Consider the following 23,555-nt stretch of genomic DNA (forward strand, 5'->3'; position numbering starts at 1 on the left):
ACCGTCGGCGCCGGCGTTGTGTCGAAAATCGTCGAGTAATTCGCGCAAGCGAATGATCAAATGGAAAGGGCGCCCATTCGGCGCCCTTTCTCGTTTGATCTCGACAAGCCCGCGACGCGCCCATGTCGTACACCAAAGAGCGTTGAGTGATCGGAGGCGGTGATGAGATCGTTCGCCGAATAGTCTCAGACCTAACCGTCGAAACAAAAAAAAGCCCGCCCCAAACCGGGGCGGGCTTTTTCTGTTTGAATTTGGTAATTCAAGACGGGGAATTCCTAAAGAAGCAGCATGCTTTAGTCGTATGCGGCGTCCACTATGAATTCCACCTTAAGTTCGGGCCGCGCCAGTTTTGCTTCGCCACATGCCCTCGCAGGTGCGTATCCTGCAGGAACCCAAGCATTCCAGACCTCGTTCAAACCAGCAAAGTCCTTCATATCGGCCAGCCAGATGGTCACACGCAGCATTTTTTCCCGTGATGAACCTGCGCGCTCTAGCAGGTCGTCAATTTTCCCAAGGCAAATACGCACCTGTTCCTGAATGGTATCACCTTCGGCGACTTGCCCGGTCAAATAGGCCACACCATTATGTTTAACGATTTTGGACGATCTCTCGCCGGTTTCGATGCGTTCTATCATTGGAGTGATCTCGCTGTTTCCTGTTTGATGCACGCGTTCATGGTCATAAGATGCCCCGCATGGCAAACGGAAACCGCTTGAGTAACTTTCAGAAAAGTTGAACTGGTCGGGGACGCAGCGGGTCGATAGCATTTTGCCGCGCCTAGGCTAGCTTGCCAGCGACACAGTATACCAGATTGCGCTTTTGCCGTTGAAGTGCTCTCTAGTTGGTTTCAGTGGATTGCATCGGGCGAAACCGCAAGAAGGATACTTCGACATGGACGAAACCGTAGAACGACTGTCCAAACGCCTGAAGCGGCGAGGATATCAGGTTTCGCCAATGAAGGAGACGGGTGCCTATATCGGAAATCTGGGTTTTGAGGTCGAGACAGTATTCGATGTCGGGGTGGCCTCGGGAACCGAGCATTTGTACGAAGCTTTCCCGGCAGCCAAGTTTGTGTTGGTTGAGCCCATTTCGGATTACGAAACCAAGGTACGGAAAAACTGGGGCGACAAGATCGATTTTGATTTCCATGCTTGCGGAGTTGGTGCCGAAAGCGGACAGACGACTCTTCGAATTCCAACAGTCGGCGATCGTTGGCTCGGCACACGAGCAACGATGCAGGAGTTTGACGAAGCGGCAATCCAGCACACCTCGCAAGTTGAAGAGCGACAAGTCCCGGTAAAAACACTGGATGAGATTGCGTCTTCCTACAAGGAACCTTTCGGATTGAAAATCGACACGGAAGGTTTTGAAATCGAGGTTATAAAAGGTGCATCGGAGATGCTGAAAAAATGCACCTTTGTATTGGCTGAAGTCTCTGTACGGCGTCGGTATCACGGCGGTTATAGGTTCAGCGATTTTGTCGCCGCGATGGCAGATCACGGGTTTGAGCTACACGAATTCGTCAGGCCACCGTCTGCAGAAGCGACCGATTGCGATGCCATTTTTGCCCCATTCGAAAGCTCAGTGTTCGACTATCAGGATACCAGACTGTCTCGTATGGCGGCGCGGGTAGCCAAGACATAGTCTAAGGGCATCTTTCCGCATGCAACGCGAGTTGTGTTGTCCGCGAAGGCGTTGAGCCAATCGCGCTGGGAGACGCCCCGCTTTTCGCTATCCGTGAAAGTGGCCGCTCCTCAAAGGACGGCCTTTACAGAGGTTCGGATCGAGATGAGGTTACTCTGCGCCCACAAATCTGAAAGAGGTCGTGCAAGCCTCAACCAATTTGAAGTTAGAAACATGTATCGCCTCAGTTGCACTGATGACATATCGAACGTTACGAACAAGGGCAGAGTGAAGACACACGATGGAAGCAATATTCATCCTCTTGTTTCTGGCCTTTTTGCTCTGGGCGATCTGGCAACTGTTTGCGCTAGTGGGGGATATGGCAGAGCGGCGCGGACAAGATCGATTACTTTGGCAAGTGGCAGCACTGTTTATCAACCCGTTTGGGGCAATTATCTTGCTTTGGCTTTTTGTGTCTGTCCAAGAAAATCCCTAAGCATTCAGTACAGGAATTTGGTGGACCAAATTTAGATTGAGTCGATCTTGTTAAGACGCCCAAATTCAGAAAATATACGCATAGGGTATGAGCCAGGTGAGCGCATTCGACTTGTTTGAACTTCCCCCCTTGCCAAACCCCTCACACCCCTGTAGATCGCGCGAGTTCTCTATAAGAACATCAAGGCGGGGTGATTCCCGCCTTTTGGGTTCGATGAGGGTTGGCGATGCGCGCTTGTCCTCCTCTCAACCTCAACGCCTGAAAAAAGGCTGTTATTATGCAAAGCCAAAATATCCGTATTCGGCTGAAGGCATTTGACTATCGCGTTCTGGATGCCAGCACGCAAGAGATCGTCAACACTGCCAAGCGGACCGGCGCGAATGTGCGCGGCCCGATCCCGCTGCCGAACAAGATCGAGAAGTTCACGGTTCTCCGTGGTCCTCACGTTGACAAGAAATCCCGCGACCAATTCGAGATCCGTACGCACAAGCGTCTGCTCGACATCGTTGATCCGACCCCCCAAACCGTTGACGCGCTGATGAAGCTCGACCTCGCTGCTGGTGTGGACGTCGAGATCAAGCTGCAGTCGTAAGATCGGAGGGTATAGATTATGCGCTCTGGTATTATCGCAAAAAAAGTCGGCATGACCCGCCTGTTCATGGAAGACGGCAAGCAGATCCCTGTGACCGTTCTTCACCTGGACAACCTGCAGGTTGTTGCACAGCGCACGGACGAGAAGGACGGCTATACCGCTGTTCAGCTGGGTGCCGGTGCTGCCAAGGCAAAACGCACCTCGAAAGCCATGCGCGGTCACTATGCCGCTGCCAAGGTTGAACCCAAGCGTAAGCTGGTCGAGTTCCGCGTCTCCGAAGATGGCCTGATCGAAGTAGGTGCCGAGATTTCGGCAGAACATTTCCTGGAAGGTCAGAAAGTTGACGTTTCGGGTACTTCGATCGGTAAAGGCTTTGCCGGTGCTATGAAGCGCTGGAACTTTGGTGGTCTTCGCGCCTCGCACGGTGTTTCGATCAGCCACCGTTCGCACGGTTCAACTGGCCAGTGTCAGGATCCGGGCAAGGTTTTCAAAGGCAAAAAGATGGCCGGTCACATGGGTGCTGCCCGTGTAACCACCCAGAACCTGGAAGTCGTCAAAACCGACGCCGACCGTGGTCTGGTCTTCATCAAAGGCGCCGTTCCCGGACCGAAATCCGGTTGGGTTACCGTCAAGGACGCCGTCAAGAAGAAAGCACCGGAAGGCCTGCCTTTCCCGGCTGCTGTGAAATCGGCTGCAACCGAAGCACCTGCGGAAGAAGCTCCCGCGGAAGGTGGTGAAGCATGAAACTTGATGTAATCAAACTGGACGGCGGCAAAGCCGGCAACATCGAGCTGGATGCGGACCTGTTCGGCCTGGAGCCGCGCGCGGACATCCTGCACCGTGTGGTCCGTTGGCAGCGCAACAACGCGCAGGCTGGCACCCACAAGGTCAAGACCCGCTCGGAAGTGTCCTACTCAACCAAGAAGATCTATCGCCAAAAAGGCACCGGTGGCGCACGCCACGGCGCCCGTTCGGCACCGATCTTCCGGGGTGGTGGCGTTTACAAAGGTCCGGTCGTGCGTTCGCATGGTCATGACCTGCCGAAAAAGTTCCGTAAACTTGGTCTGCGCCACGCGCTGTCTGCTAAAATGGCAGCTGGTGAGCTGGTTGTGATCGAGAACGCCGAAGCCGAAGGCAAGACCGCCGCTCTGGCCAAGCAGGTTGCAAACCTGGGTTGGAAACGCGCTCTGGTCATCGACGGGGCGACCGTGAACGAAGGGTTCCTGAAGGCGTCGCGCAACATCGAAGGTCTGGATATCCTGCCGTCGATGGGTGCAAACGTTTATGACATCCTCAAGCGTGACACTCTGGTGCTCACGAAAGCGGCTGTCGAAGCACTGGAGGCTCGACTGAAATGAGCGCGAAGGCAGAACACTACGACGTGATCCGCAAACCGATCATCACCGAAAAGTCGACCATGGCGTCCGAAAATGGCGCGGTTGTCTTTGAGGTTGCGATTGACAGCAACAAGCCACAGATCAAAGAGGCCGTTGAGGCACTGTTTGGTGTGAAGGTCAAAGCGGTGAACACCTCTGTGACCAAAGGCAAGGTCAAGCGGTTCCGCGGCCAGTTGGGCAAGCGGAAAGACGTCAAAAAAGCATATGTGACCCTTGAAGAGGGTAACACCATCGACATTTCCACCGGTCTTTGATCGGGCCTGTCTTTGGACAAACCATTAAGACCCCCGCGAAAGCGGGGGTTTTTCTTTAGGTAGTGACACCAAAAGTTGAGCGCCATTCCCAGCGTCTCGAACAGAAAATGATTGCTATGCCGGTGGGGTCGTCTATCCGGTATGGAACAAACAAACGATATGGCAGGCGCATGACCCAATCCACTCTCTCGACCCGGGACAACCCGGATGTGACTGTCGCGCGGGACTGGGTGTCGACGCTGGCCAAATATCGGGAGCCAAGCCAACCGCGTAGCTGGTTCGAGCTGGGGGTTACCTGTGTTCCCTTCATAGCGCTTTGGGCCTTGGCCTGGATGTCTTTGTCGGTCAGCTATTGGCTGGCGCTTGCGATCTCGGTTCTGAACGCGGCCTTTCTGTTGCGCCTGTTTGCCATTCAGCATGATTGCGGTCACGGGGCATTTTTTACGAACCGGACGGTCAGTGACTGGGTCGGTCGGGGGCTCGGGGTGCTGACGTTGACGCCTTACGATGTTTGGCGGCGCACACATTCCTCGCATCACAACTCATCTGGCAATCTGGATAAGCGCGGGATGGGGGACATCCATACGCTGACGGTGGCCGAATACCGGGCGCTGACGCCCTTGAACCGGTTATTTTACCGGCTCTATCGCCACCCGATCACCCTGTTTGGCTTTGGGCCCGGCTATCTGTTCCTGTTTCAAAACCGCCTCCCGCTTGGCTTGACCGGTATTCCGAAATTCTGGGTCAGCGCGATGGCGACGAACCTGGCCATTCTGACCGCACTGGGGGCCATCTACTATTTTGGTGGCCTGATGCCGGTGCTGCTGATTTTCCTGCCCTCGACCCTGATCGCTGCAACGGCTGGCGTCTGGCTGTTCTACGTCCAGCACCAATTCGAAGAGACGCAATGGGACCCTGATCAGGACTGGCAACTGCACGAGGCCGCCCTGCACGGCAGCTCGCATTACATCCTGCCATCCGTATTGCAGTGGTTCACGGCCAACATCGGCATCCACCACGTACACCATCTGTACAGCCGCATCCCGTTCTATCGCCTGACCGAGGTGCTGCGGGATCATGACGAGTTGGCCAACAGCAACAGGATGACCATCCGCGAAAGCCTCTCCAACGCACGGCTACACCTGTGGGATGAGAAAAACCGCCGCCTGCTGTCCTTTGCCGAAGCGCGCGCGCTGTATGGGTGACGGGATCGGTCAGAGGGTGTGAACGATAGCCGGAAATCCGGTCGTTGCCCCCGGCGTGTGATGCGGATACGGTCGCTGTTATGAAACATGTCCCCAAAGAAACAACAGATGAGGCCCTTATTCAGGAGTTCCTGGATAAAGGAGGCAAAGTCAGCGTTGGAAAAACCAAACCCGCGCCTGCTGAGCTGGGTTTGAGCAAGAATGTTTGGAACGCCAAGCTGACCAAAGAAGAGAAGGCCGCGCGCGACAAGAAGTGATCTTGCGAGGCCGGTTGGACAAGCGGAAAGACGTCCAAAAGCATAGGTGACCCGGGAAGAGGGGGCACGATCGACGTGTCCACCGGTCTCTGATCGAGCCCGTCTTTGGAGAGAGACAAAGGCTCTCCGCGAAAGTGGGTTTTTTTGGAGTAGAGCTACTTACAATCGTATGCGTAGCCACCGCGATCTAACCAAATGCCTCCACAGGCTGCGCCTTTTGGCCCCCACATTTCTACACCGTTCACGCCACCATATCCTCGGCATGCACAGTACTCGCCTTTCGATAGTTGCCTGCAGTCGTATGAATGTGTACCCCAGACTTCAGCGCCCCAACACGGCGTCCCTTTAGGGCCCCAAGAAGCTACCCCCTGAACACCGCCACCGGCACCCTGACACATGCAGATTTCGTTCACTTGAGAACTGCTGTTTTGATAGCGCTCCCACGCGCCGGCCATGCCGCCGCAGTCATCGTTCTGTGGCCCCCATAGTTGTAAGCCCTGAACTCCACCATGCCCAATACAGTAGGCAAGTGTCGTATCGAAAAGGTTGTCTGGAACAACTATTTTGATCAATGGAATATGAATAGAATCCGATGAAATGTCTGCTCCGTTTCTGCGCTGAATCCGAAAGGCTGCAGTAAATGGTTTGTTCATATCGCGTTTAACAGAGAATACGGTATTGCTTGGGTTGGATACTTGTCTCTGTTCTACGGCGTTTTGGTTTGCAACAATGCCTGAAAATTCGACAACCAATGGCAGCGGCCCCCTTTGTCCGTCTACCTCGGTTCGAATTGTTACAACAACATCCTCCGAGTATGGTGAACCTACATCCAGCCAGGCAGTAAGCGGTTTATTCTGCCCTTTAATACATGCTGTATAAGCCGCAACTCCATTTGCATCCATACCCGCTTTTAGATAGGATGATGCGTCATCGTAGCTGTAATTGAACTGGTATTGATCGAACAGTTGCCTTCGTTTCTCCTGAAAGTCACTCCATGAACCGTCAAAGCTAAATGGGGTATCAGGTATAGTTACGCCAAGGCTGCCATCCTGTTTACGCTGCTCGAAATTATCTTGTGTCACGGTTCGCAAGAAAGACAGAGACTGGGAGATGTCTAGATCAGCAGTGTTCAAATATCTAAACGCAGTTGGATCGCAGTCTTGAGATTTAACTGCAGTTGCAGATGCCGTTGCAGCTATCAGGAATAGGAACAACCATTTCATCAGATTCCCTCCAAAGATATTTGTTTCAAAGAAATAGAGATCATTAATCCGCCAATTGTATCACGATTCGCCGATTTTCTGTAGCCGTCCGCACGCATTGAGTTTCTCATTTTGCAATGGTCCCATAGGTTCACAAAGAACCAGATCTCCTATAGACACCCACCCCCAACACTGCTAAACGCACCCAATCTTACGGCCTCGGATTCGTTCCGGGGCCTATGATATTTGAAACCGGGGACCTTCGGGGCCCTATACCCTTGGCACCTACGGGGGCCTATCACATAGCGGGGCAATGCCTCGCACTTGCTAAACGGAAGACAGAAAGCATGGCACTCAAGTCGTACAAGCCGACGACGCCGGGCCAGCGCGGGCTGGTGCTGATCGACCGTTCGGAGCTTTGGAAAGGACGTCCGGTCAAGTCTCTCACTGAGGGTTTGACCAAATCGGGCGGCCGGAACAACACCGGACGGATCACTTCACGCCGCCGCGGCGGTGGCGCAAAGCGTCTCTACCGGATCGTTGACTTCAAACGGAATAAATTTGATGTCGCGGCAACCGTCGAGCGGATCGAATATGACCCGAACCGGACCGCGTTCATCGCACTGGTAAAATACGAAGACGGCGAGCAGGCATATATCCTGGCTCCGCAGCGTCTGGCTATTGGTGACAAGGTTGTGGCTTCGGCCAAGGCCGACATCAAGCCGGGCAACGCAATGCCGTTCTCGGGTATGCCTATTGGTACCATCGTCCACAACATCGAGATGAAGCCCGGCAAGGGTGGTCAGATCGCACGTGCGGCCGGTACTTACGCGCAATTCGTCGGCCGCGATGGCGGTTATGCTCAGATCCGTCTGAGCTCGGGCGAGCTGCGCATGGTTCGTCAGGAATGCATGGCCACCGTTGGTGCCGTGTCCAACCCCGACAACAGCAACCAGAACCTCGGTAAAGCCGGTCGTATGCGCCACAAAGGCGTGCGTCCGTCGGTTCGTGGTGTCGCAATGAACCCGATCGATCACCCGCACGGTGGTGGTGAGGGCCGTACCTCGGGTGGCCGTACACCGGTTACGCCTTGGGGTAAGGACACCAAGGGTAAGCGTACTCGCAACAAAAACAAAGCGTCCCAGAAGCTGATCATCCGCTCGCGGCACGCCAAGAAGAAGGGACGTTAATCCATGTCTCGCTCTGTTTGGAAGGGTCCTTTCGTCGATGCTTACGTGCTGAAAAAAGCCGAAGCAGCGCGCGAGTCGGGCCGCAACGAAGTTATCAAAATCTGGTCGCGTCGTTCCACCATTCTGCCCCAGTTCGTGGGTCTGACCTTTGGTGTGTACAACGGCCAGAAGCATATCCCCGTCAACGTCTCGGAAGACATGATCGGTCAGAAGTTCGGTGAGTATTCGCCGACTCGCACCTATTACGGTCACGCCGCTGACAAAAAAGCGAAGCGGAAGTAAGTCATGGGCAAGGAAAAGAACCCCCGCCGCGTGGCTGAAAACGAAGCAATGGCGAAAACGCGCATGCTCCGTACCAGCCCGCAGAAACTGAACCTGGTTGCGCAGATGATCCGCGGCAAGAAAGTTGAGAAGGCTCTGACCGACCTGACTTTCTCGAACAAGCGTGTCGCGCAGGACGTCAAAAAGTGCCTGCAGTCCGCAATCGCCAACGCTGAGAACAACCACAACCTGGACGTCGACGAGCTGATCGTTGCCGAAGCATGGGTTGGTAAGAACCTGGTCATGAAACGCGGTCGCCCCCGGGCCCGTGGCCGTTTCGGCAAGATCATGAAGCCGTTCTCGGAGATCACCATCAAGGTGCGTCAAGTTGAGGAGCAAGCCTAATGGGTCATAAAGTAAATCCGATCGGCATGCGCCTGCAGGTGAACCGCACCTGGGACAGCCGCTGGTACGCCGACACCAAGGACTACGGTGATCTTCTGCTGGAAGATCTGAAGATCCGTGAGTTCATCAACAAAGAGTGCAAGCAAGCCGGCATCGCCCGTGTGATCATCGAACGTCCGCACAAGAAGTGCCGCGTTACGATCCACACTGCACGTCCGGGTGTCATCATCGGCAAGAAAGGCGCGGACATTGAAGTTCTGCGCAAGAAAATCGCTCTGATGACAGACAGCGAATTGCACCTGAACATCGTCGAAGTGCGCAAGCCCGAGCTTGACGCACAGCTGGTTGCCGAGTCTATCGCTCAGCAGCTGGAGCGCCGGGTTTCGTTCCGTCGCGCGATGAAGCGGTCTGTTCAGAACGCCATGCGTATGGGCTCTCTGGGTATCCGGGTGAACGTCGCTGGCCGTCTGGGTGGCGCCGAAATCGCACGGACCGAGTGGTACCGCGAAGGCCGTGTGCCTCTGCACACGCTGCGCGCCGACATCGATTACGCACAAGCCGAAGCGATGACTCCTTATGGGATCATCGGGATCAAGGTCTGGATCTTCAAAGGTGAGATCATGGAGCACGATCCGCAGGCACGTGACCGTAAAGCACAGGAACTCCAGGACGGCCCTGCACCTCGTGGTGCTGGTGGCGGTCGTCGCTAAGGAGGGAAAGATATGCTTCAACCAAAGCGTACTAAATTCCGCAAGATGCACAAAGGCCGGATCAAGGGTGAAGCCAAGGGCGGCTCTGATCTGAACTTTGGCACCTATGGACTGAAAGCTCTTGAGCCTGAGCGTGTAACTGCACGCCAGATCGAAGCTGCACGTCGTGCCATGACGCGTCACATGAAGCGTCAGGGTCGCGTCTGGATCCGCATCTTCCCCGACACTCCGGTTACGGCTAAGCCGATCGAAGTTCGTATGGGTAAAGGTAAAGGTTCGGTCGACCGCTGGGCATGCAAAGTCAAGCCTGGCCGCGTGATGTTCGAAATCGACGGCGTCAATGACGACATCGCCCGCGAGGCCCTGCGCCTGGCTGCGATGAAGCTGCCGATCAAGACTCGCGTCGTGGTTCGCGAAGACTGGTAAGCGATTGGGGGCGACCCCGCTCGCGACAAGATTGACCCCCGTCGGGAAACCGGCGGGGGTTTTTGGTTTGATGGCGTTGCTCCGCCACAGCCTCGCAAAACACCCATCGCCTTCATCGAGAGGCTGGTTTAAGACAGGCCCATGGCACAGATTGAATCACTTTTTGTCACCCGTCTCTATCGCGCAGCTTTGTCCGAGTTTGATCCCAAGATCGACCCGGAGGAGCTGGAAAGCTCCTGTCTTGTCATCGCCGAGGATGATGAGGCCGGGCAGGAATGGTGCGAAGAAAACGGCTATCCCGGTTATACCAGCTATGCCTCGCTGACGGATCTGCCCTGGCGGTTTCCGATCTTTGCTGATCTGGTTAAGGTGCTGGACCAGCACGTTGCAGCTTTTGCTAAGGATCTGGAGTTTGATCTGGGTGAGGGTGAACTAAAGCTTGAAGACCTTTGGATCAACATTTTGCCCGAGGGCGGAATGCACTCCAGCCACCTGCACCCACACAGCGTGATCTCGGGCACGACTTATGTTTCGATGCCCGAAGGCGCTAGCGCGCTGAAGCTTGAAGACCCGCGCTCGGGCCGCATGATGGCAGCGCCCACGCGTATGAAAGGGGGGCGTCGGGACCTGCAGCCATTCATCTATGTGAAGCCTCAGGTTGGCGATGTCTTGCTATGGGAGAGCTGGTTGCGCCACGAGGTGCCGATGAACATGGCCGAGGATGAGCGGATTTCCGTCAGCTTTAACTATAAATGGGACTAGCACGGTCGTTTAAGGGACTCTGATTCAAAGGAATGTGTGAAAAGTTCTTGCATTGTGTCGTCAGATAAACGATGTGGGGGGCGCTTACGTTTTTCTTTTTCGACCACTGTCTCCCGAATATCGGCGTTCAGTCTTTCGATCCAGACCGACAACGCCGCGCTGTCGCAATTCCGCGGACAGCAATTTACTAGGAGACTACGGATATGGCCAACGGCACCGTAAAATGGTTCAACACAACTAAAGGTTTTGGCTTCATCGCACCGGAGACCGGTGGCAAAGACGTGTTTGTACACATCTCTGCTGTCGAGCGCTCGGGTCTGACCGGCCTGGCCGACGACCAGAAAGTAACGTTCGACATCGAACCCGGCCGTGACGGTCGTGAGTCGGCTGTGAACATCGCTCTGGCGTAAGTCACTCAGACTTAGACAGTTGAAGACGCGGTCTCGTGCAAACGAGGCCGCGTTTTGCGTTTGTGAGTGGGATGTCTACATGCTGTAATGGCTGGTGCATTCAACGCACCTGTCAACGAGGCCTAGGGTGGCGGGATTAATGCCAGCTTTTCTATTTTGTGGGAGTAAACCATGGGCGCGCCAAAACCAGCAAAGGTTGTACTAGCGGTTTCACTTTTTTTGGCGTTGGCCGTCGCACCTGCACTTGCGACGTGCCCAACCCGTGTAGATGTCGGTAAAGGCGTCTGGTTGGACTATGGCGGAACATGGCTTTTACGAGTTCAAACCGTTGTTGAGACGGGGTTTGTCGTTGAGTTGAGAACCGAAGCCTCTAGGCGCATAGGTTTCGCTAGCCACTACGCGCATCCTTTGCTGTTCGGCGAGACCTTTATGAAGTTCACCGCCTCAAAGCGTTCATACGAGCAATCAGTTAGTTCCTTAGATGACCTAGAGCAGCAAAAAGAGTGGCAGTCAGGCTTCACGATACAAGATGGCGATAAAGAAGCCTTACTCGGCACTGTAACGGTTGAGTTCCAGAAAAATCGAATTGAACGGGTTGGAACGTGTAAATACAAAGTTTGGGAAGTTCTGGTGCGTGAGCATGTATCAGGGGATGACGAACGAACGGTAAAGGTGCTGTATTCTCCAGAGCTAAAGATAGTTTTGAAGCAGGCGCATATGCTGCCGAACTCTGGATTGGTTTGGGGAAGAGGTTTCGATGGAATTCGCTCCAAGAGCGAATAGGCTTCCAAATTCGGTTCAAACATCTCGTGCCCGTCGCTGGTTGCTCAAGTGAGCAGAGCGCTAAAAACGGCCTCTCGATCAATCCTCCATACTTTCCCTTGCCACCCACCCCAGAACCCCCTATAGAGCGGCATCTTGCGTTCCCCCGGCCGAGTCGGGGGATTCGTATGTCTATCATTCATCCACCAGGTCAAAGGTGACCCTGCATGGGGCCTTCTGGTGTTTTGAGCAAAGGAAAAGGCGATGAACGCCCAAGAACTGCGTGACAAGACCCCTGACCAGCTCCGCGAGGAACTGGCCAACCTGAAGAAAGAAAGCTTTAACCTGCGCTTTCAACAGGCAACCGGTCAGATGGAAAGCACCGCTGGCATCAAAGCGGCCCGCCGCAACGCCGCCCGCGTTAAAACCATCCTGAACGAAAAGGCCGCTGCTGCGGCATCGGAGGAGTAATCCTATGCCTAAGCGTATCCTTTCCGGCACCGTAACGAGCGATGCCAACGCACAGACTGTAACCGTATCCGTCGAGCGCCGCTTTACGCATCCGGTTCTGAAGAAAACCATCCGTAAGTCCAAGAAATACCGGGCTCACGATGAAAAGAACGCCTTCAAGGTCGGCGATACAGTTCGCATCATCGAGTGCGCGCCGAAATCGAAGACGAAACGTTGGGAAGTTCTGGAAGCGTAAGCCTCCGGGATTTTCCCATTTGTCGAAACCCTGGGGGATCTAACAAGACCAGCCCCCACAGGTCGGGAGAAACCACATGATCCAGATGCAGACCAATCTGGATGTCGCTGACAACTCCGGCGCACGCCGAGTTCAGTGCATCAAGGTCCTGGGTGGTTCCAAGCGTAAATACGCCTCTGTAGGCGACATCATTGTCGTCTCGGTGAAGGAAGCCATCCCACGCGGCCGCGTAAAGAAAGGTGACGTCCGTAAGGCCGTCGTCGTACGCACCGCCAAAGAAGTCCGTCGCGAAGACGGCACCGCGATCCGTTTCGATCGCAACGCCGCCGTCATTCTGAACAACAACAACGAGCCCGTAGGTACCCGTATCTTTGGCCCTGTTGTTCGTGAACTGCGCGCGAAGAACTTCATGAAAATCATCTCGCTTGCTCCGGAGGTGCTGTAATCATGGCTGCTAAACTCCGCAAAGGCGACAAGGTCGTCGTGCTGGCTGGCAAGGACAAGGGCAAAGAGGGAACTATCACCTCGGTCGACCCGAAAGCCGGTAAAGCCGTTGTTGATGGCGTGAACATCGCCATTCGCCACACCCGCCAGTCGCAGACCTCGCAAGGTGGTCGCCTGCCTCAGGCAAACCCGATTGAGCTGTCGAACCTGGCTCTGCTGGACAAAAACGGTAAAGCAACCCGCGTTGGCTTCCGCATGGAAGGTGACAAGAAGGTTCGTTTTGCCAAGACCACGGGGGACGTGATCGATGCTTGATACCGCAACCTACACCCCGCGCCTGAAAGCTCAGTACGCTGAAACCATCCGTGCCGCTCTGAAAGAAGAGTTCGGTTACAAGAGCGATATGCAGCTGCCCAAGCTGGAAAAGATCGTTCTGAACATCGGTTGTGGTGCAGAGGCCGTCAGAGACTCGAAGAAGGCGAAAGCCGCTGTTGAAGATCTGACCGCGATTGCAGGCCAAAAGGCTGTTGCAACACTGGCGAAGAAGTCGATCGCGGGTTTCCGCGTCCGTGAAGACATGCCGCTGGGTGCGAAAGTTACCCTGCGCGGTGACCGGATGTATGAATTCCTGGATCGTCTGATCACCATCGCGCTGCCGCGCGTTCGTGACTTCCGCGGTGTTAAGCCTTCTTTCGACGGTCGTGGCAACTTTGCCATGGGCATGAAAGAGCACATCGTGTTCCCGGAAATCGACTTCGACAAGGTCGACGAGGTCTGGGGCCTGGATATCGTAATTGCCACCACAGCGAAAACCGACGCTGAAGCGAAAAGCCTGTTGAAAGCGTTCAACATGCCGTTCAACGCTTAAGCGCCGGGAGGATTGAGACATGGCTAAAAAAGCAATGATCGAACGCGAGAAGAAGCGCGAACGCCTGGTGGCCAAATATGCCGCAAAGCGTGCCGAGCTGAAAGAAATCGCGAATGACGAGAGCAAGCCGATGGAAGAGCGTTTCAAAGCGCGTCTGAAACTGGCGAAACTGCCGCGCAACAGCTCGGCAACTCGTCTTCACAACCGCTGTCAGCTGACAGGTCGTCCTCATGCTTACTATCGTAAGCTGAAGGTCAGCCGTATCATGCTGCGCGAGCTGGGTTCTGCAGGTCAGATCCCCGGCATGGTGAAATCGAGCTGGTAAGGGAGACATAGATATGAACGATCCTATCGGCGATATGCTCACCCGTATCCGCAACGCGCAAATGCGCGGCAAGTCCACTGTAAACACTCCGGCGTCGAAACTGCGCGCCTGGGTTCTGGACGTGCTGGCGGACGAAGGTTACATCCGTGGCTACGAAAAGATGACTGGTGAAAACGGTCATCCGGCCATCGAAATCAGCCTGAAATACTACGAAGGCACCCCTGTCATTCGCGAGTTGAAGCGGGTCTCCAAGCCCGGTCGTCGCGTATACATGGGCGTCAATGACATCCCGCAGGTCCGTCAGGGTCTGGGTGTGTCGATTGTCAGCACTCCGAAAGGTGTGATGTCGGACCAGAATGCACGCTCCAACAATGTTGGCGGCGAAGTGCTCTGCACCGTCTTCTAAGGAGGTCTGTCAATGTCTCGTATTGGTAAACGTCCGGTCGAACTGCCCAGCGGTGTAACCGCCTCGGTTTCCGGCCAGACCATCGAAGTCAAAGGCCCGAAAGGTGCCCGTAGCTTCACTGCGACTGATGACGTTACGCTGTCGGTCGAAGACAATGTGGTTCAAATCAACCCGCGTGGCATGTCCAAACGTGCTCGTCAGCAATGGGGCATGAGCCGCACCATGGTTGCCAATCTGGTAACCGGTGTGACCGAAGGCTTCAAAAAAGAGCTGGAGATCCAGGGTGTTGGTTACCGGGCTCAGATGCAGGGGAACACCCTGAAGCTGAACCTGGGCTACAGCCACGACGTTGATTTCGTTGCTCCGGAAGGTGTCACCATCACCGCACCGAAGCAGACCGTGATCATTGTGGAAGGTAACGACCAGCAGCAGGTGGGCGAAGTCGCGGCGAAAATCCGCGAATGGCGCCGTCCCGAGCCGTATAAAGGCAAGGGTATCCGCTATAAGGGCGAATTCATCTTCCGCAAAGAAGGCAAGAAGAAGTAAGGACGCAAACAATGGCAAACAGCAAAAGAACCCTGTTTCTGAAGCGCCGCCTGCGCGTTCGGAACAAACTTCGCAAGGTCAATGCAGGTCGTGTACGCCTGTCGGTTCACCGTTCGAACAAGAACATCAGCGCTCAGCTGATCGACGACGTTCGTGGCGTGACCCTGGCCTCGGCCTCGACCCTGGAAAAAGATCTGGGTGTAGTTGGCACAAACAACGTCGAAGCGGCTACGAAAGTGGGCGCAGCCATCGCCGAGCGTGCCAAGAAGGCAGGCGTCGAAGAGGCTTATTTCGATCGTGGCGGCTTCCTGTTCCACGGCAAAGTGAAGGCTGTCGCCGACGCTGCGCGTGAAGGTGGTCTGAAGATCTAAGACTTGCGGGCAGCGCCTCAGCTGCCCCGATGATCCGGGGGCCTCGGCAATAGTCGAGGCTCACTTGGATTGAAACAACGGCGCCGCAATGCGCCACATGAGAAAAGGGATGCCAAATGGCAGAACGTGAAAACCGTCGGGGCCGTGGCCGCGACCGCGACGAAACTCCGGAATTCGCAGACCGTCTGGTCGCGATCAACCGCGTGTCGAAAACCGTAAAAGGTGGTAAGCGCTTTGGCTTCGCCGCTCTGGTGGTTGTCGGCGATCAGAAGGGCCGCGTCGGCTTTGGCAAGGGTAAAGCAAAAGAAGTACCCGAGGCCATCCGTAAGGCAACTGAACAAGCCAAGCGTCAGATGATCCGCGTGCAGCTGCGCGAAGGTCGGACCCTGCACCACGATATCGAAGGCCGTCACGGCGCCGGTAAAGTGGTTATGCGCTCGGCACCTGAAGGTACTGGTATCATCGCCGGTGGTCCGATGCGTGCTGTGTTCGAAATGCTGGGCGTCAAGGACGTTGTGTCCAAGTCGTTGGGCTCGCAGAACCCGTACAACATGATCCGCGCCACCATCAACGGCCTGCAAAAAGAGCAGAGCCCGCGTTCGGTTGCACAGCGTCGCGGCAAGAAAGTTGCTGACATCCTGCCCAAGCGGGACGAAGCGCCTGTTGCTGCTGAAGCAGAAGCATAAGGAGAGCGACCCATGGCAAAAACCATCGTCGTCAAGCAGATCGGTTCCCCGATCCGCCGCCCCGCCGAACAGCGCGCGACCCTGATCGGTCTGGGCTTGAACAAGATGCACAAAACCCGTGAGTTGGAGGATACTCCTTCGGTCCGCGGCATGGTCAACAAGATCCCGCATCTGGTAGAGATCATCGAAGAACGCGGCTAATCGCGAGTTCTTTGAAGACTTAAAAACGCCTCCGATCTGATCGGGGGCGTTTTCTTGTTTGGCCGGTCGTTTTTTTTCCGGCTCGTCTTATGGTGCTGATCAGTGCCTCGGCGCAAACTCGGCTATGACCCGAGCGCCTTTTTTTCTGCAAACTCAATGTCGACTTCATGGCGCAACGGGGGTTCTCTGCCTGGTTTTTCGTACAGCCTGGGGCATCCATCGCAAAAACTGGCTGCTGCTTCGCGTTTGGAATGAGCACGCGGGTTCCAGACCTGCCGGCGCAGAGCTTTGTATTTTTCGTTGTTCCAGATGGTTTCAAGTGGTTCGTCGAAAACATTTCCCAACACATGCGGATCACGGTTCTTGTCGGAAACATATTGGCGGCCGGATCGCCAGAGACAGCAGGGAATCACATCGCCATCAAAGCGAATGACCGTGCTGCTGTGGGGCCAATGGCACCTTGGGGTGAGGGATGATGACAGGGGCGGGCCATTTTCAATCCGATCGGGATCGTCGTCTACGACGTTGTACAGATCTCCATTTGCATCGAACCGTAGCCCTTCAAACGTGGTAAAGGCGTCGATACCAATCTCGTCTACGATGGCCTTCACCTGATCCAATTCATCCTCGGCGTGATGGGGGAAAGAGATATGCTGTATTTCTATGAACGGAGATTTCAGACCCTTCCTCTTTTTATAGCCAGCCAGTAGTCGCAGGTTGTTCAGAACGAAATCCAGGCGTCCGCGAACACGGGTAACCTGAAAGCTTTCCTGCGTCGCGCCATCAACCGAGATTGTGATATGGCTAAGCCCGGCATCGACCAGGTCATGAATCCTCTCGGCTTTTAGCCGATAGCTGAAATGGGTGGTGATATGGCTTTCCAAACCGGCTGCAGTCGTGGCCCGGATCATGTCGTTGAGGTCCGGGTGTGCCAGAGGATCGCCATAGTAGAACAGGCTTACACCAAGCGCGCGATCTTTGATCTGGTCAATGATATGCCGGTACTGCTGAATGCTGAGTTTGTCCTGCTTTCCGAAATTCTGATCGCTGAGTAATGGCCGGTTGCGTCGGGACGGGTTCGCATGGACGCAATGTGGACAGGCTAGTGAGCACAGCGGCGAAATATCAATTTTCACCAGAGACGGCAGCGGGGCGGCTTGTTGAGAGTGAAGAAGATAGCCCCGAACGTTGCGCAACAGGTTTGCCGATTGCTTCAAGGAAGGACGGCGCTGAATCCAGCGCAACCTTCTAATAACGCTTGAAACCAAAGGCATGGAGTATCCTCATTCATGAAGTCGAGGACGCCCTAAACGTGCGAGGCGAAAATGGTAAAACAGGCCGAAATAGCCCGATAGTTCACGGATATGTGATAGAATAGTGAAAATATGGGTCCGTAAAAGAAAAAAGATATTAAAATATATAAATTTGATAGATCTTATCTTTAGCCGAGAAATCCACAGGTCTATTTCAACGAAAGCCTGTAGTGGGATGTCTAAACAGTGTTTTCACTGCCATTCCCCCAATGCATACCGGCCAGACCGAATCTTCTGTTGTTAGCGTTATCTGGCGTTCTTATTTGAGCTTTGTCCCAAATAGGAACGCAAACGAAATCTGGAGAATACGCTCCGGTTTAGAAAGGAATATAGAAATGGCAAACACAGCAACTTTTTCCCGCGAAGGCTTTGGTCTGACCGCCCGCATCGCAACTCTGATCGCACGCGTGAAAGAGGCCTATGCCCTGCGCGCCGAATTCGGCCGCACCTATTCAGAGCTTCAGAACCTGACTGATCGTGAACTGAACGACATTGGTATCCGCCGGTGCGATATAAGTGATATTGCGCATAAGCACGTCTACTGCTGAGAACCTGGCAGGCTGAACAACACCGAGGCGCCATTTGGCGCCTCTTTTGATTCTGCGTGCTTGAAAGGCACAGGCACGGTGAAATTGGTCGCTCTGCATTGTGGATCGTTTGGAAATTTTCCATGAGAACTATTAGAGGGGGCTATGTCCCAATAACGCGATCACGAGGCTGACACAGTGCGAGACTATCAGATTGGCGTATTGGGTATTCCGTCAGACTGCCCGGCGCTGGATCTGCTCATCGAATATACAACGGACCCATATCGGATTCCTCCATGGCTGCCCAAACACCGGATTAATCCACTGGACGCGCCAATCCAAAATGCTGAAGGCTAGACAGTTTGGGCGTTGTTCACTTCAAAACTTGCATCCTCAGCCACAAAGCTGTATCGGGCTCCGGTGGCGTACTGCGCCGCAAGAATCAAAACCAAGAAATGCCGTGTTTGACCCATCACGCTTCGGGGTCATTTCCGGCGAAGGAGAAGCGAAATGAAACTGAATGAATTGCGCGACAACCCAGGCGCCACACCGAAACGGACCCGCGTCGGCCGTGGTCCCGGTTCCGGTAAAGGTAAAATGGGTGGCCGTGGTATCAAAGGTCAGAAATCCCGTTCGGGTGTGGCGATCAATGGCTACGAAGGTGGCCAGATGCCGCTGTACCAACGCCTGCCCAAGCGTGGCTTTAACAAGCCGAACCGCAAGGCGTTTGCCGTTATCAACCTGGGCCTGATCCAGAAATTCGTCGACGCCGGTAAGCTGGACGCCAAAGCCGCGATCACCGAGGACGCACTGGTTGCATCCGGTCTGGTTCGCCGTAAACTGGACGGTATCCGCGTTCTGGCCAAAGGCGAAATCAGCGCCAAGGTGACCCTGGAAGTAACTGGTGCTTCGAAAGCTGCCGTTGAGGCAGTCGAAAAAGCAGGCGGTTCACTGACGGTCACAAAAGCCGCTGCGGCAGAGTAAGCGCTTGTGAGCGGGCCAAGACCCGCTTACATAGACCTCAGAGTTTTCCAAGACGCCGCCCGAGCCGGAAAACGGTTCCGGGCGGTGTTTTCATAAGAGAGACCGATTTATGGTATCAGCAGCAGAACAAATGGCAGCCAACACTAGCTGGGCTGCTTTGGGCAAAGCCACCGATCTGCGCAACCGCATCCTGTTCACACTGGGTTTGTTGATCGTCTATCGCCTGGGCACTTTTATACCGGTGCCGGGGATCGACGGACAGGCCCTGCGTGAGTTCATGGAGCAAGCGGGGCAGGGCATCGGCGGTATGGTTTCGATGTTCACCGGTGGGGCGCTTGGGCGGATGGGTATCTTTGCCCTCGGCATCATGCCTTACATCTCGGCCTCGATCATCATTCAGCTGCTGACCTCGATGGTTCCCGCGCTCGAACAGCTCAAGAAAGAGGGCGAGCAGGGTCGTAAGAAGATCAACCAATATACCCGTTTCGGCACCGTGGCGCTGGCCACTGTTCAGGCCTATGGCTTGGCCGTTTCGCTGGAGTCGGGCGATTTGGCGACCGATCCGGGCCTCTATTTCCGCCTGTCGACTATGATTACACTGGTTGGCGGCACCATGTTCCTGATGTGGCTGGGTGAGCAGATCACCGCGCGCGGCATCGGCAACGGTATCTCTCTGATTATTTTCGTTGGCATCATCGCCGAGGTTCCGGCAGCGTTGGCTCAGTTCTTCGCAAGTGGCCGCAGCGGCGCAATCAGCCCCGCAGTGATCATCGGAGTGATTGTCATGGTCATCGCCGTGATCACCTTTGTGGTGTTCATGGAGCGCGCTTTGCGCAAGATCCATATTCAATACCCGCGCCGTCAGGCCGGTATGAAGATCTATGAAGGCGGCTCGAGCCACTTGCCGGTCAAAGTGAACCCGGCTGGCGTTATCCCGGCGATCTTCGCCAGCTCTTTGCTGTTGCTGCCGGTGACGATCTCGACCTTCTCATCGGGTGCGACCAACGGGCCGATCATGTCCTGGCTGCTGGCCAATTTTGGACCCGGTCAGCCTCTGTACCTGCTGTTCTTTGCGTCGATGATCGTATTCTTTGCCTATTTCTACACGTTCAACGTGTCGTTCAAACCGGATGACGTGGCGGATAACCTGAAAAAGCAGAACGGTTTTGTGCCGGGTATCCGTCCGGGTAAGAAAACCGCCGAGTATCTGGAATACGTGGTCAACCGCGTTCTGGTTCTGGGTTCGGCTTATCTGGCGGCGGTTTGTCTGCTGCCTGAAATCCTGCGGGGCCAGTTTGCCATTCCGTTCTATTTCGGTGGTACTTCGGTTCTGATTATCGTCTCTGTGACCATGGATACGATCCAACAGGTTCAGAGCCACCTGCTGGCGCATCAATACGAAGGGCTTATCGAAAAGTCCCAACTGCGCGGGAAGGGTAAGAAACGCGGCAGGAAGGGACCCGCTCGTCGATGAACATCATTCTTCTGGGCCCCCCGGGGGCGGGTAAAGGAACGCAAGCGCGTCATCTTGTTGAAACACGCGGCATGGTGCAGCTGAGCACCGGAGACATGCTGCGCGAAGCCAAAACCTCAGGCACCGAGATGGGCCTGAAGGTTGCAGCCATCATGGATGCCGGCAAGCTGGTCACCGATGAGATTGTCATCGGCCTGATCGAAGAGAAGCTGACCACCGAAACCGGTGCCGGTTTCATCTTTGACGGTTTCCCCCGCACATTGGCACAAGCCGACGCATTGGCGGCTCTGCTGACCAAGTTGGGCCAGTCACTGCACACTGTGATCGAGATGCGGGTGGATGACGATGCCCTGGTGGATCGGATCACCGCACGTTCGACCTGTTCGGGCTGTGGCGAGGTCTACAATGACAAGACCAAGCCGATTCCGGCAGATGGTCGCTGCACCAACTGTGGTGAGCAAAAAGAGTTCACGCGTCGCGCCGACGACAACGAAGACAGCCTGCGCACGCGGTTGATGGAGTACTACAAAAAGACGTCACCGCTGATTGGTTATTACTACGCCAAAGGCGATCTTCGCCCGGTCAATGGGTTGGCCGATATCAAGGAAGTGACTGCGTCGATCGAGGCCGTACTCGGCTAGCTCCAATATGGCCTTGACGCCAAGCGGAAAAGCCCATATCGACCCCCATCCCTAAAGGGAATCAAGATCGCAGGCGGGATTCGTCCTAACTGCCCCGACCACCTCGAATAATACTGGGCCCTCTGGCGTCACTGCCACGGTCAAGTGTTGTGAAAAAAGGTTCCGGAGCTACGGAACCGCAACAAAAAGGAAAGTGACACGTGGCACGTATTGCCGGCGTAAACATCCCGACTGCAAAGCGGGTACCTATCGCCCTCACATATATCACCGGTATCGGCAACACCTCGGCGCAGGCCATCTGCGAAGCCGTAGGCATTGAAGCGCACCGTCGCGTCAATGAGCTGTCGGATTCCGAAGTTCTGGCCATCCGCGAACATATCGACGCAAACTTCACCGTCGAAGGTGACCTGCGTCGCGAAGTTCAGATGAACGTCAAGCGCCTGATGGATTTGGGTTGCTACCGCGGTCTGCGTCATCGTCGTAACCTGCCCGTTCGCGGTCAGCGTACCCATACCAACGCTCGTACCCGCAAAGGCCCCGCAAAGGCCATTGCTGGCAAGAAGAAATAAGGAGGGTCTGACCGATGGCACGCGAAAAGACTCGTACCAAGAAAAAAGAGCGCAAGAATATCGCATCGGGCGTGGCCCATGTGAATTCGACCTTCAACAATACCAAGATCCTGATCTCAGACGTGCAAGGCAACGCCATTGCATGGTCGTCGGCCGGGACCATGGGGTTCAAAGGGTCGCGTAAATCTACACCGTATGCTGCTCAGATGGCTGCGGAAGACGCAGGTAAAAAGGCGCAGGATCACGGCGTCAAGACGCTGGAAGTCGAAGTTCAGGGCCCCGGTTCGGGTCGTGAATCGGCTCTGCGCGCACTGGCTGCAGTGGGCTTCAACATCACGTCGATCCGCGACGTGACGCCGATCGCTCACAATGGCTGTCGCCCGCCGAAACGCCGCCGCGTCTAAGCGAATTAGAATTGAGCTGGGGCCCGCGTTTTTGCACGGCCCCAGCACGTCATTTTGAACCTCGGGCGTCTGCACCTTGTTGGTCATGGGGCGCGGACAGGAATGGAGGGATTACATGATCCACAAGAATTGGGCAGAATTGATCAAGCCAACCCAGCTGGAAAGTAAGCCGGGCAACGACCCTGCGCGCCAGGCAACGCTGGTTGCAGAACCGCTGGAGCGTGGCTTTGGTCTGACACTGGGCAACGCCCTGCGCCGCGTTCTGATGAGCTCGCTGCAAGGTGCGGCCATCACCAGCGTTCAGATCGACAACGTCCTGCACGAATTCAGTTCGGTTGCAGGCGTGCGTGAAGACGTCACAGACATCATCCTGAACCTCAAGCAGGTCGCTCTGCGCATGGAGGTCGAAGGCCCCAAGCGTCTGTCGATCAATGCAAAAGGTCCGGCAATCGTCACCGCAGGGGACATCAGCGAAAGCGCTGGCATCGAGGTTCTGAATCGCGATCACGTCATCTGTCACCTGGATGATGGTGCCGACCTGTTCATGGAACTGACCGTCAACACCGGTAAGGGCTATGTCTCGGCTGAAAAGAACAAGCCAGAAGATGCACCTATCGGCCTGATCCCGATCGACGCGATCTATTCGCCGGTTAAAAAGGTCGCCTATGATGTTCAGCCGACGCGTGAAGGTCAGGTTCTAGACTATGACAAGCTGACCCTGAAGATTGAGACTGACGGTTCGATCACCCCCGAGGACGCGTTGGCCTATGCCGCACGCATCCTGCAGGATCAGCTGTCGATCTTCGTCAACTTCGATGAGCCGGAAGCGGCTGGTCGTCAGGACGAGGATGATGGTCTGGAGTTCAACCCGCTGCTGCTGAAGAAGGTAGATGAGTTGGAACTGTCTGTCCGTTCGGCAAACTGTCTGAAGAACGACAACATCGTCTACATTGGCGACCTGATCCAGAAGACCGAAGCCGAGATGCTGCGCACCCCGAACTTCGGCCGCAAGTCGCTGAACGAGATCAAAGAAGTGCTGTCCGGCATGGGTCTGCACCTTGGCATGGATGTCGAGGATTGGCCGCCCGACAACATCGAAGATCTGGCGAAGAAATTCGAAGACGCGTTTTAAGCGCGT

Annotated in this window: 37 protein-coding genes; 34 read left to right on the forward strand and 3 right to left on the reverse strand. The window is 55.1% G+C overall.

Annotated elements, in window-relative coordinates; genetic code table 11:
- Nucleotides 1-293 precede the first annotated feature (293 nt).
- Nucleotides 294-635, reverse strand: coding sequence for a RidA family protein (locus tag AC2FIP_RS11345; RefSeq protein WP_142639802.1), 342 nt, complete (start codon nucleotides 633-635; stop codon nucleotides 294-296).
- A 256-nt stretch (nucleotides 636-891) separates the two neighbouring features.
- Between AC2FIP_RS11345 and AC2FIP_RS11350 the strand changes: the two genes are divergently transcribed.
- The 8 genes from AC2FIP_RS11350 (at nucleotide 892) to AC2FIP_RS11385 (ending at nucleotide 5,824) form a co-directional block, all read left to right on the forward strand.
- The gene (locus AC2FIP_RS11350; protein WP_271951961.1) at nucleotides 892-1,644 is read left to right on the forward strand and encodes an FkbM family methyltransferase; all 753 of its coding nucleotides are present in this window, start codon (nucleotides 892-894) and stop codon (nucleotides 1,642-1,644) included.
- A gap of 280 nt (nucleotides 1,645-1,924) precedes the next feature.
- Nucleotides 1,925-2,119 (forward strand): hypothetical protein, encoded by a 195-nt coding sequence (locus tag AC2FIP_RS11355; RefSeq protein WP_281973758.1) that lies wholly within the window; start codon nucleotides 1,925-1,927, stop codon nucleotides 2,117-2,119.
- A 277-nt stretch (nucleotides 2,120-2,396) separates the two neighbouring features.
- The gene (gene rpsJ, locus AC2FIP_RS11360; protein WP_008756422.1) at nucleotides 2,397-2,711 is read left to right on the forward strand and encodes a 30S ribosomal protein S10; all 315 of its coding nucleotides are present in this window, start codon (nucleotides 2,397-2,399) and stop codon (nucleotides 2,709-2,711) included.
- An 18-nt stretch (nucleotides 2,712-2,729) separates the two neighbouring features.
- Nucleotides 2,730-3,455: a 50S ribosomal protein L3 gene (rplC, locus tag AC2FIP_RS11365; RefSeq protein ID WP_142639796.1), complete on the forward strand. Its 726-nt coding sequence runs from the start codon at nucleotides 2,730-2,732 to the stop codon at nucleotides 3,453-3,455.
- Nucleotides 3,452-4,069 (forward strand): 50S ribosomal protein L4, encoded by a 618-nt coding sequence (rplD, locus tag AC2FIP_RS11370; protein ID WP_050605826.1) that lies wholly within the window; start codon nucleotides 3,452-3,454, stop codon nucleotides 4,067-4,069. The genes rplC and rplD overlap by 4 nt, the downstream gene beginning before the upstream one ends.
- Nucleotides 4,066-4,362 (forward strand): 50S ribosomal protein L23, encoded by a 297-nt coding sequence (locus AC2FIP_RS11375; RefSeq protein ID WP_142639794.1) that lies wholly within the window; start codon nucleotides 4,066-4,068, stop codon nucleotides 4,360-4,362. Before rplD ends, AC2FIP_RS11375 begins: the two co-directional genes overlap by 4 nt.
- 170 nt (nucleotides 4,363-4,532) lie before the next feature.
- Nucleotides 4,533-5,567 (forward strand): fatty acid desaturase, encoded by a 1,035-nt coding sequence (locus AC2FIP_RS11380; protein WP_496786459.1) that lies wholly within the window; start codon nucleotides 4,533-4,535, stop codon nucleotides 5,565-5,567.
- A gap of 80 nt (nucleotides 5,568-5,647) precedes the next feature.
- Entirely contained in the window at nucleotides 5,648-5,824 is a 177-nt protein-coding gene (locus tag AC2FIP_RS11385; RefSeq protein WP_050605905.1) for a hypothetical protein, read from the forward strand.
- Between the two features lie 155 nt (nucleotides 5,825-5,979).
- Here AC2FIP_RS11385 and AC2FIP_RS11390 read toward each other — a convergent pair whose 3' ends face one another.
- Entirely contained in the window at nucleotides 5,980-7,047 is a 1,068-nt protein-coding gene (locus AC2FIP_RS11390; RefSeq protein WP_496786461.1) for a hypothetical protein, read from the reverse strand.
- A 326-nt stretch (nucleotides 7,048-7,373) separates the two neighbouring features.
- Here AC2FIP_RS11390 and rplB point away from each other — a divergent pair, with 326 nt between their 5' ends.
- From rplB to rpmD, 19 genes are all read left to right on the forward strand, one after another.
- Nucleotides 7,374-8,216 (forward strand): 50S ribosomal protein L2, encoded by an 843-nt coding sequence (gene rplB, locus AC2FIP_RS11395; protein WP_271951974.1) that lies wholly within the window; start codon nucleotides 7,374-7,376, stop codon nucleotides 8,214-8,216.
- A gap of 3 nt (nucleotides 8,217-8,219) precedes the next feature.
- Nucleotides 8,220-8,498 (forward strand): 30S ribosomal protein S19, encoded by a 279-nt coding sequence (gene rpsS / locus AC2FIP_RS11400; RefSeq protein WP_005980699.1) that lies wholly within the window; start codon nucleotides 8,220-8,222, stop codon nucleotides 8,496-8,498.
- A 3-nt stretch (nucleotides 8,499-8,501) separates the two neighbouring features.
- Nucleotides 8,502-8,882, forward strand: coding sequence for a 50S ribosomal protein L22 (gene rplV, locus AC2FIP_RS11405; RefSeq protein WP_039538267.1), 381 nt, complete (start codon nucleotides 8,502-8,504; stop codon nucleotides 8,880-8,882).
- Complete coding sequence (gene rpsC / locus AC2FIP_RS11410) at nucleotides 8,882-9,592, forward strand: 30S ribosomal protein S3 (protein ID WP_037311761.1); 711 nt, start codon at nucleotides 8,882-8,884, stop codon at nucleotides 9,590-9,592. The genes rplV and rpsC overlap by 1 nt, the downstream gene beginning before the upstream one ends.
- Before the next feature lie 12 nt (nucleotides 9,593-9,604).
- A complete protein-coding gene (gene rplP, locus AC2FIP_RS11415; RefSeq protein WP_085823145.1) occupies nucleotides 9,605-10,018 on the forward strand; it encodes a 50S ribosomal protein L16 in 414 nt (137 codons plus the stop codon).
- 141 nt (nucleotides 10,019-10,159) lie between these two features.
- Entirely contained in the window at nucleotides 10,160-10,780 is a 621-nt protein-coding gene (locus tag AC2FIP_RS11420; protein ID WP_496691900.1) for a 2OG-Fe(II) oxygenase family protein, read from the forward strand.
- A 203-nt stretch (nucleotides 10,781-10,983) separates the two neighbouring features.
- Nucleotides 10,984-11,190: a cold-shock protein gene (locus tag AC2FIP_RS11425; protein ID WP_010437077.1), complete on the forward strand. Its 207-nt coding sequence runs from the start codon at nucleotides 10,984-10,986 to the stop codon at nucleotides 11,188-11,190.
- A 171-nt stretch (nucleotides 11,191-11,361) separates the two neighbouring features.
- Complete coding sequence (locus AC2FIP_RS11430; protein ID WP_496786463.1) at nucleotides 11,362-11,973, forward strand: hypothetical protein; 612 nt, start codon at nucleotides 11,362-11,364, stop codon at nucleotides 11,971-11,973.
- 243 nt (nucleotides 11,974-12,216) lie between these two features.
- Nucleotides 12,217-12,423, forward strand: a complete 207-nt coding sequence (gene rpmC / locus AC2FIP_RS11435) for a 50S ribosomal protein L29 (RefSeq protein ID WP_074736205.1) — start codon at nucleotides 12,217-12,219, stop codon at nucleotides 12,421-12,423.
- A gap of 4 nt (nucleotides 12,424-12,427) precedes the next feature.
- Nucleotides 12,428-12,658 (forward strand): 30S ribosomal protein S17, encoded by a 231-nt coding sequence (rpsQ, locus tag AC2FIP_RS11440; protein WP_037311742.1) that lies wholly within the window; start codon nucleotides 12,428-12,430, stop codon nucleotides 12,656-12,658.
- A gap of 76 nt (nucleotides 12,659-12,734) precedes the next feature.
- A complete protein-coding gene (rplN, locus tag AC2FIP_RS11445) occupies nucleotides 12,735-13,103 on the forward strand; it encodes a 50S ribosomal protein L14 (RefSeq protein WP_005621870.1) in 369 nt (122 codons plus the stop codon).
- A gap of 2 nt (nucleotides 13,104-13,105) precedes the next feature.
- Complete coding sequence (rplX, locus tag AC2FIP_RS11450; protein WP_142639787.1) at nucleotides 13,106-13,417, forward strand: 50S ribosomal protein L24; 312 nt, start codon at nucleotides 13,106-13,108, stop codon at nucleotides 13,415-13,417.
- Nucleotides 13,410-13,970 (forward strand): 50S ribosomal protein L5, encoded by a 561-nt coding sequence (gene rplE / locus AC2FIP_RS11455; RefSeq protein ID WP_142639786.1) that lies wholly within the window; start codon nucleotides 13,410-13,412, stop codon nucleotides 13,968-13,970. The genes rplX and rplE overlap by 8 nt, the downstream gene beginning before the upstream one ends.
- 19 nt (nucleotides 13,971-13,989) lie before the next feature.
- Nucleotides 13,990-14,295, forward strand: coding sequence for a 30S ribosomal protein S14 (gene rpsN, locus AC2FIP_RS11460; RefSeq protein WP_142639784.1), 306 nt, complete (start codon nucleotides 13,990-13,992; stop codon nucleotides 14,293-14,295).
- Nucleotides 14,296-14,308: 13 nt separating this feature from the next.
- Nucleotides 14,309-14,701, forward strand: a complete 393-nt coding sequence (rpsH, locus tag AC2FIP_RS11465; RefSeq protein ID WP_142639782.1) for a 30S ribosomal protein S8 — start codon at nucleotides 14,309-14,311, stop codon at nucleotides 14,699-14,701.
- Between the two features lie 12 nt (nucleotides 14,702-14,713).
- Entirely contained in the window at nucleotides 14,714-15,247 is a 534-nt protein-coding gene (rplF, locus tag AC2FIP_RS11470; RefSeq protein WP_058272374.1) for a 50S ribosomal protein L6, read from the forward strand.
- A gap of 11 nt (nucleotides 15,248-15,258) precedes the next feature.
- Nucleotides 15,259-15,618: a 50S ribosomal protein L18 gene (rplR, locus tag AC2FIP_RS11475; protein WP_142639780.1), complete on the forward strand. Its 360-nt coding sequence runs from the start codon at nucleotides 15,259-15,261 to the stop codon at nucleotides 15,616-15,618.
- Nucleotides 15,619-15,734: 116 nt separating this feature from the next.
- Entirely contained in the window at nucleotides 15,735-16,304 is a 570-nt protein-coding gene (rpsE, locus tag AC2FIP_RS11480) for a 30S ribosomal protein S5 (protein ID WP_142639778.1), read from the forward strand.
- A 12-nt stretch (nucleotides 16,305-16,316) separates the two neighbouring features.
- Nucleotides 16,317-16,505 (forward strand): 50S ribosomal protein L30, encoded by a 189-nt coding sequence (rpmD, locus tag AC2FIP_RS11485; protein ID WP_008757946.1) that lies wholly within the window; start codon nucleotides 16,317-16,319, stop codon nucleotides 16,503-16,505.
- Between the two features lie 122 nt (nucleotides 16,506-16,627).
- On the opposite strand, the gene AC2FIP_RS11490 is transcribed toward rpmD, so the two are convergent.
- Complete coding sequence (locus tag AC2FIP_RS11490; RefSeq protein ID WP_496786465.1) at nucleotides 16,628-17,779, reverse strand: radical SAM/SPASM domain-containing protein; 1,152 nt, start codon at nucleotides 17,777-17,779, stop codon at nucleotides 16,628-16,630.
- Between the two features lie 374 nt (nucleotides 17,780-18,153).
- Between AC2FIP_RS11490 and AC2FIP_RS11495 the strand changes: the two genes are divergently transcribed.
- The 7 genes from AC2FIP_RS11495 to AC2FIP_RS11525 all read left to right on the forward strand — a co-directional run bounded on the left by AC2FIP_RS11495 (nucleotide 18,154) and on the right by AC2FIP_RS11525 (nucleotide 23,549).
- Entirely contained in the window at nucleotides 18,154-18,366 is a 213-nt protein-coding gene (locus tag AC2FIP_RS11495; protein WP_496691902.1) for a DUF1127 domain-containing protein, read from the forward strand.
- A gap of 489 nt (nucleotides 18,367-18,855) precedes the next feature.
- Entirely contained in the window at nucleotides 18,856-19,329 is a 474-nt protein-coding gene (gene rplO, locus AC2FIP_RS11500) for a 50S ribosomal protein L15 (RefSeq protein ID WP_142639772.1), read from the forward strand.
- Between the two features lie 109 nt (nucleotides 19,330-19,438).
- Nucleotides 19,439-20,803, forward strand: a complete 1,365-nt coding sequence (secY, locus tag AC2FIP_RS11505; RefSeq protein ID WP_271951986.1) for a preprotein translocase subunit SecY — start codon at nucleotides 19,439-19,441, stop codon at nucleotides 20,801-20,803.
- A complete protein-coding gene (locus tag AC2FIP_RS11510; RefSeq protein ID WP_142639768.1) occupies nucleotides 20,800-21,444 on the forward strand; it encodes an adenylate kinase in 645 nt (214 codons plus the stop codon). Before secY ends, AC2FIP_RS11510 begins: the two co-directional genes overlap by 4 nt.
- A 200-nt stretch (nucleotides 21,445-21,644) precedes the next feature.
- The gene (gene rpsM / locus AC2FIP_RS11515) at nucleotides 21,645-22,013 is read left to right on the forward strand and encodes a 30S ribosomal protein S13 (RefSeq protein ID WP_142639766.1); all 369 of its coding nucleotides are present in this window, start codon (nucleotides 21,645-21,647) and stop codon (nucleotides 22,011-22,013) included.
- A 14-nt stretch (nucleotides 22,014-22,027) separates the two neighbouring features.
- Nucleotides 22,028-22,417 carry a 30S ribosomal protein S11 gene (gene rpsK / locus AC2FIP_RS11520; protein ID WP_037311698.1) on the forward strand — a complete coding sequence of 130 codons (390 nt, stop codon included), beginning with the start codon at nucleotides 22,028-22,030 and terminating at the stop codon, nucleotides 22,415-22,417.
- A 115-nt stretch (nucleotides 22,418-22,532) separates the two neighbouring features.
- Nucleotides 22,533-23,549, forward strand: a complete 1,017-nt coding sequence (locus AC2FIP_RS11525) for a DNA-directed RNA polymerase subunit alpha (RefSeq protein WP_281995981.1) — start codon at nucleotides 22,533-22,535, stop codon at nucleotides 23,547-23,549.
- The last annotated feature ends 6 nt before the right edge of the window (nucleotides 23,550-23,555 follow it).

The sequence above is a fragment of the Ruegeria sp. CDSB114 genome (assembly GCF_059611025.1).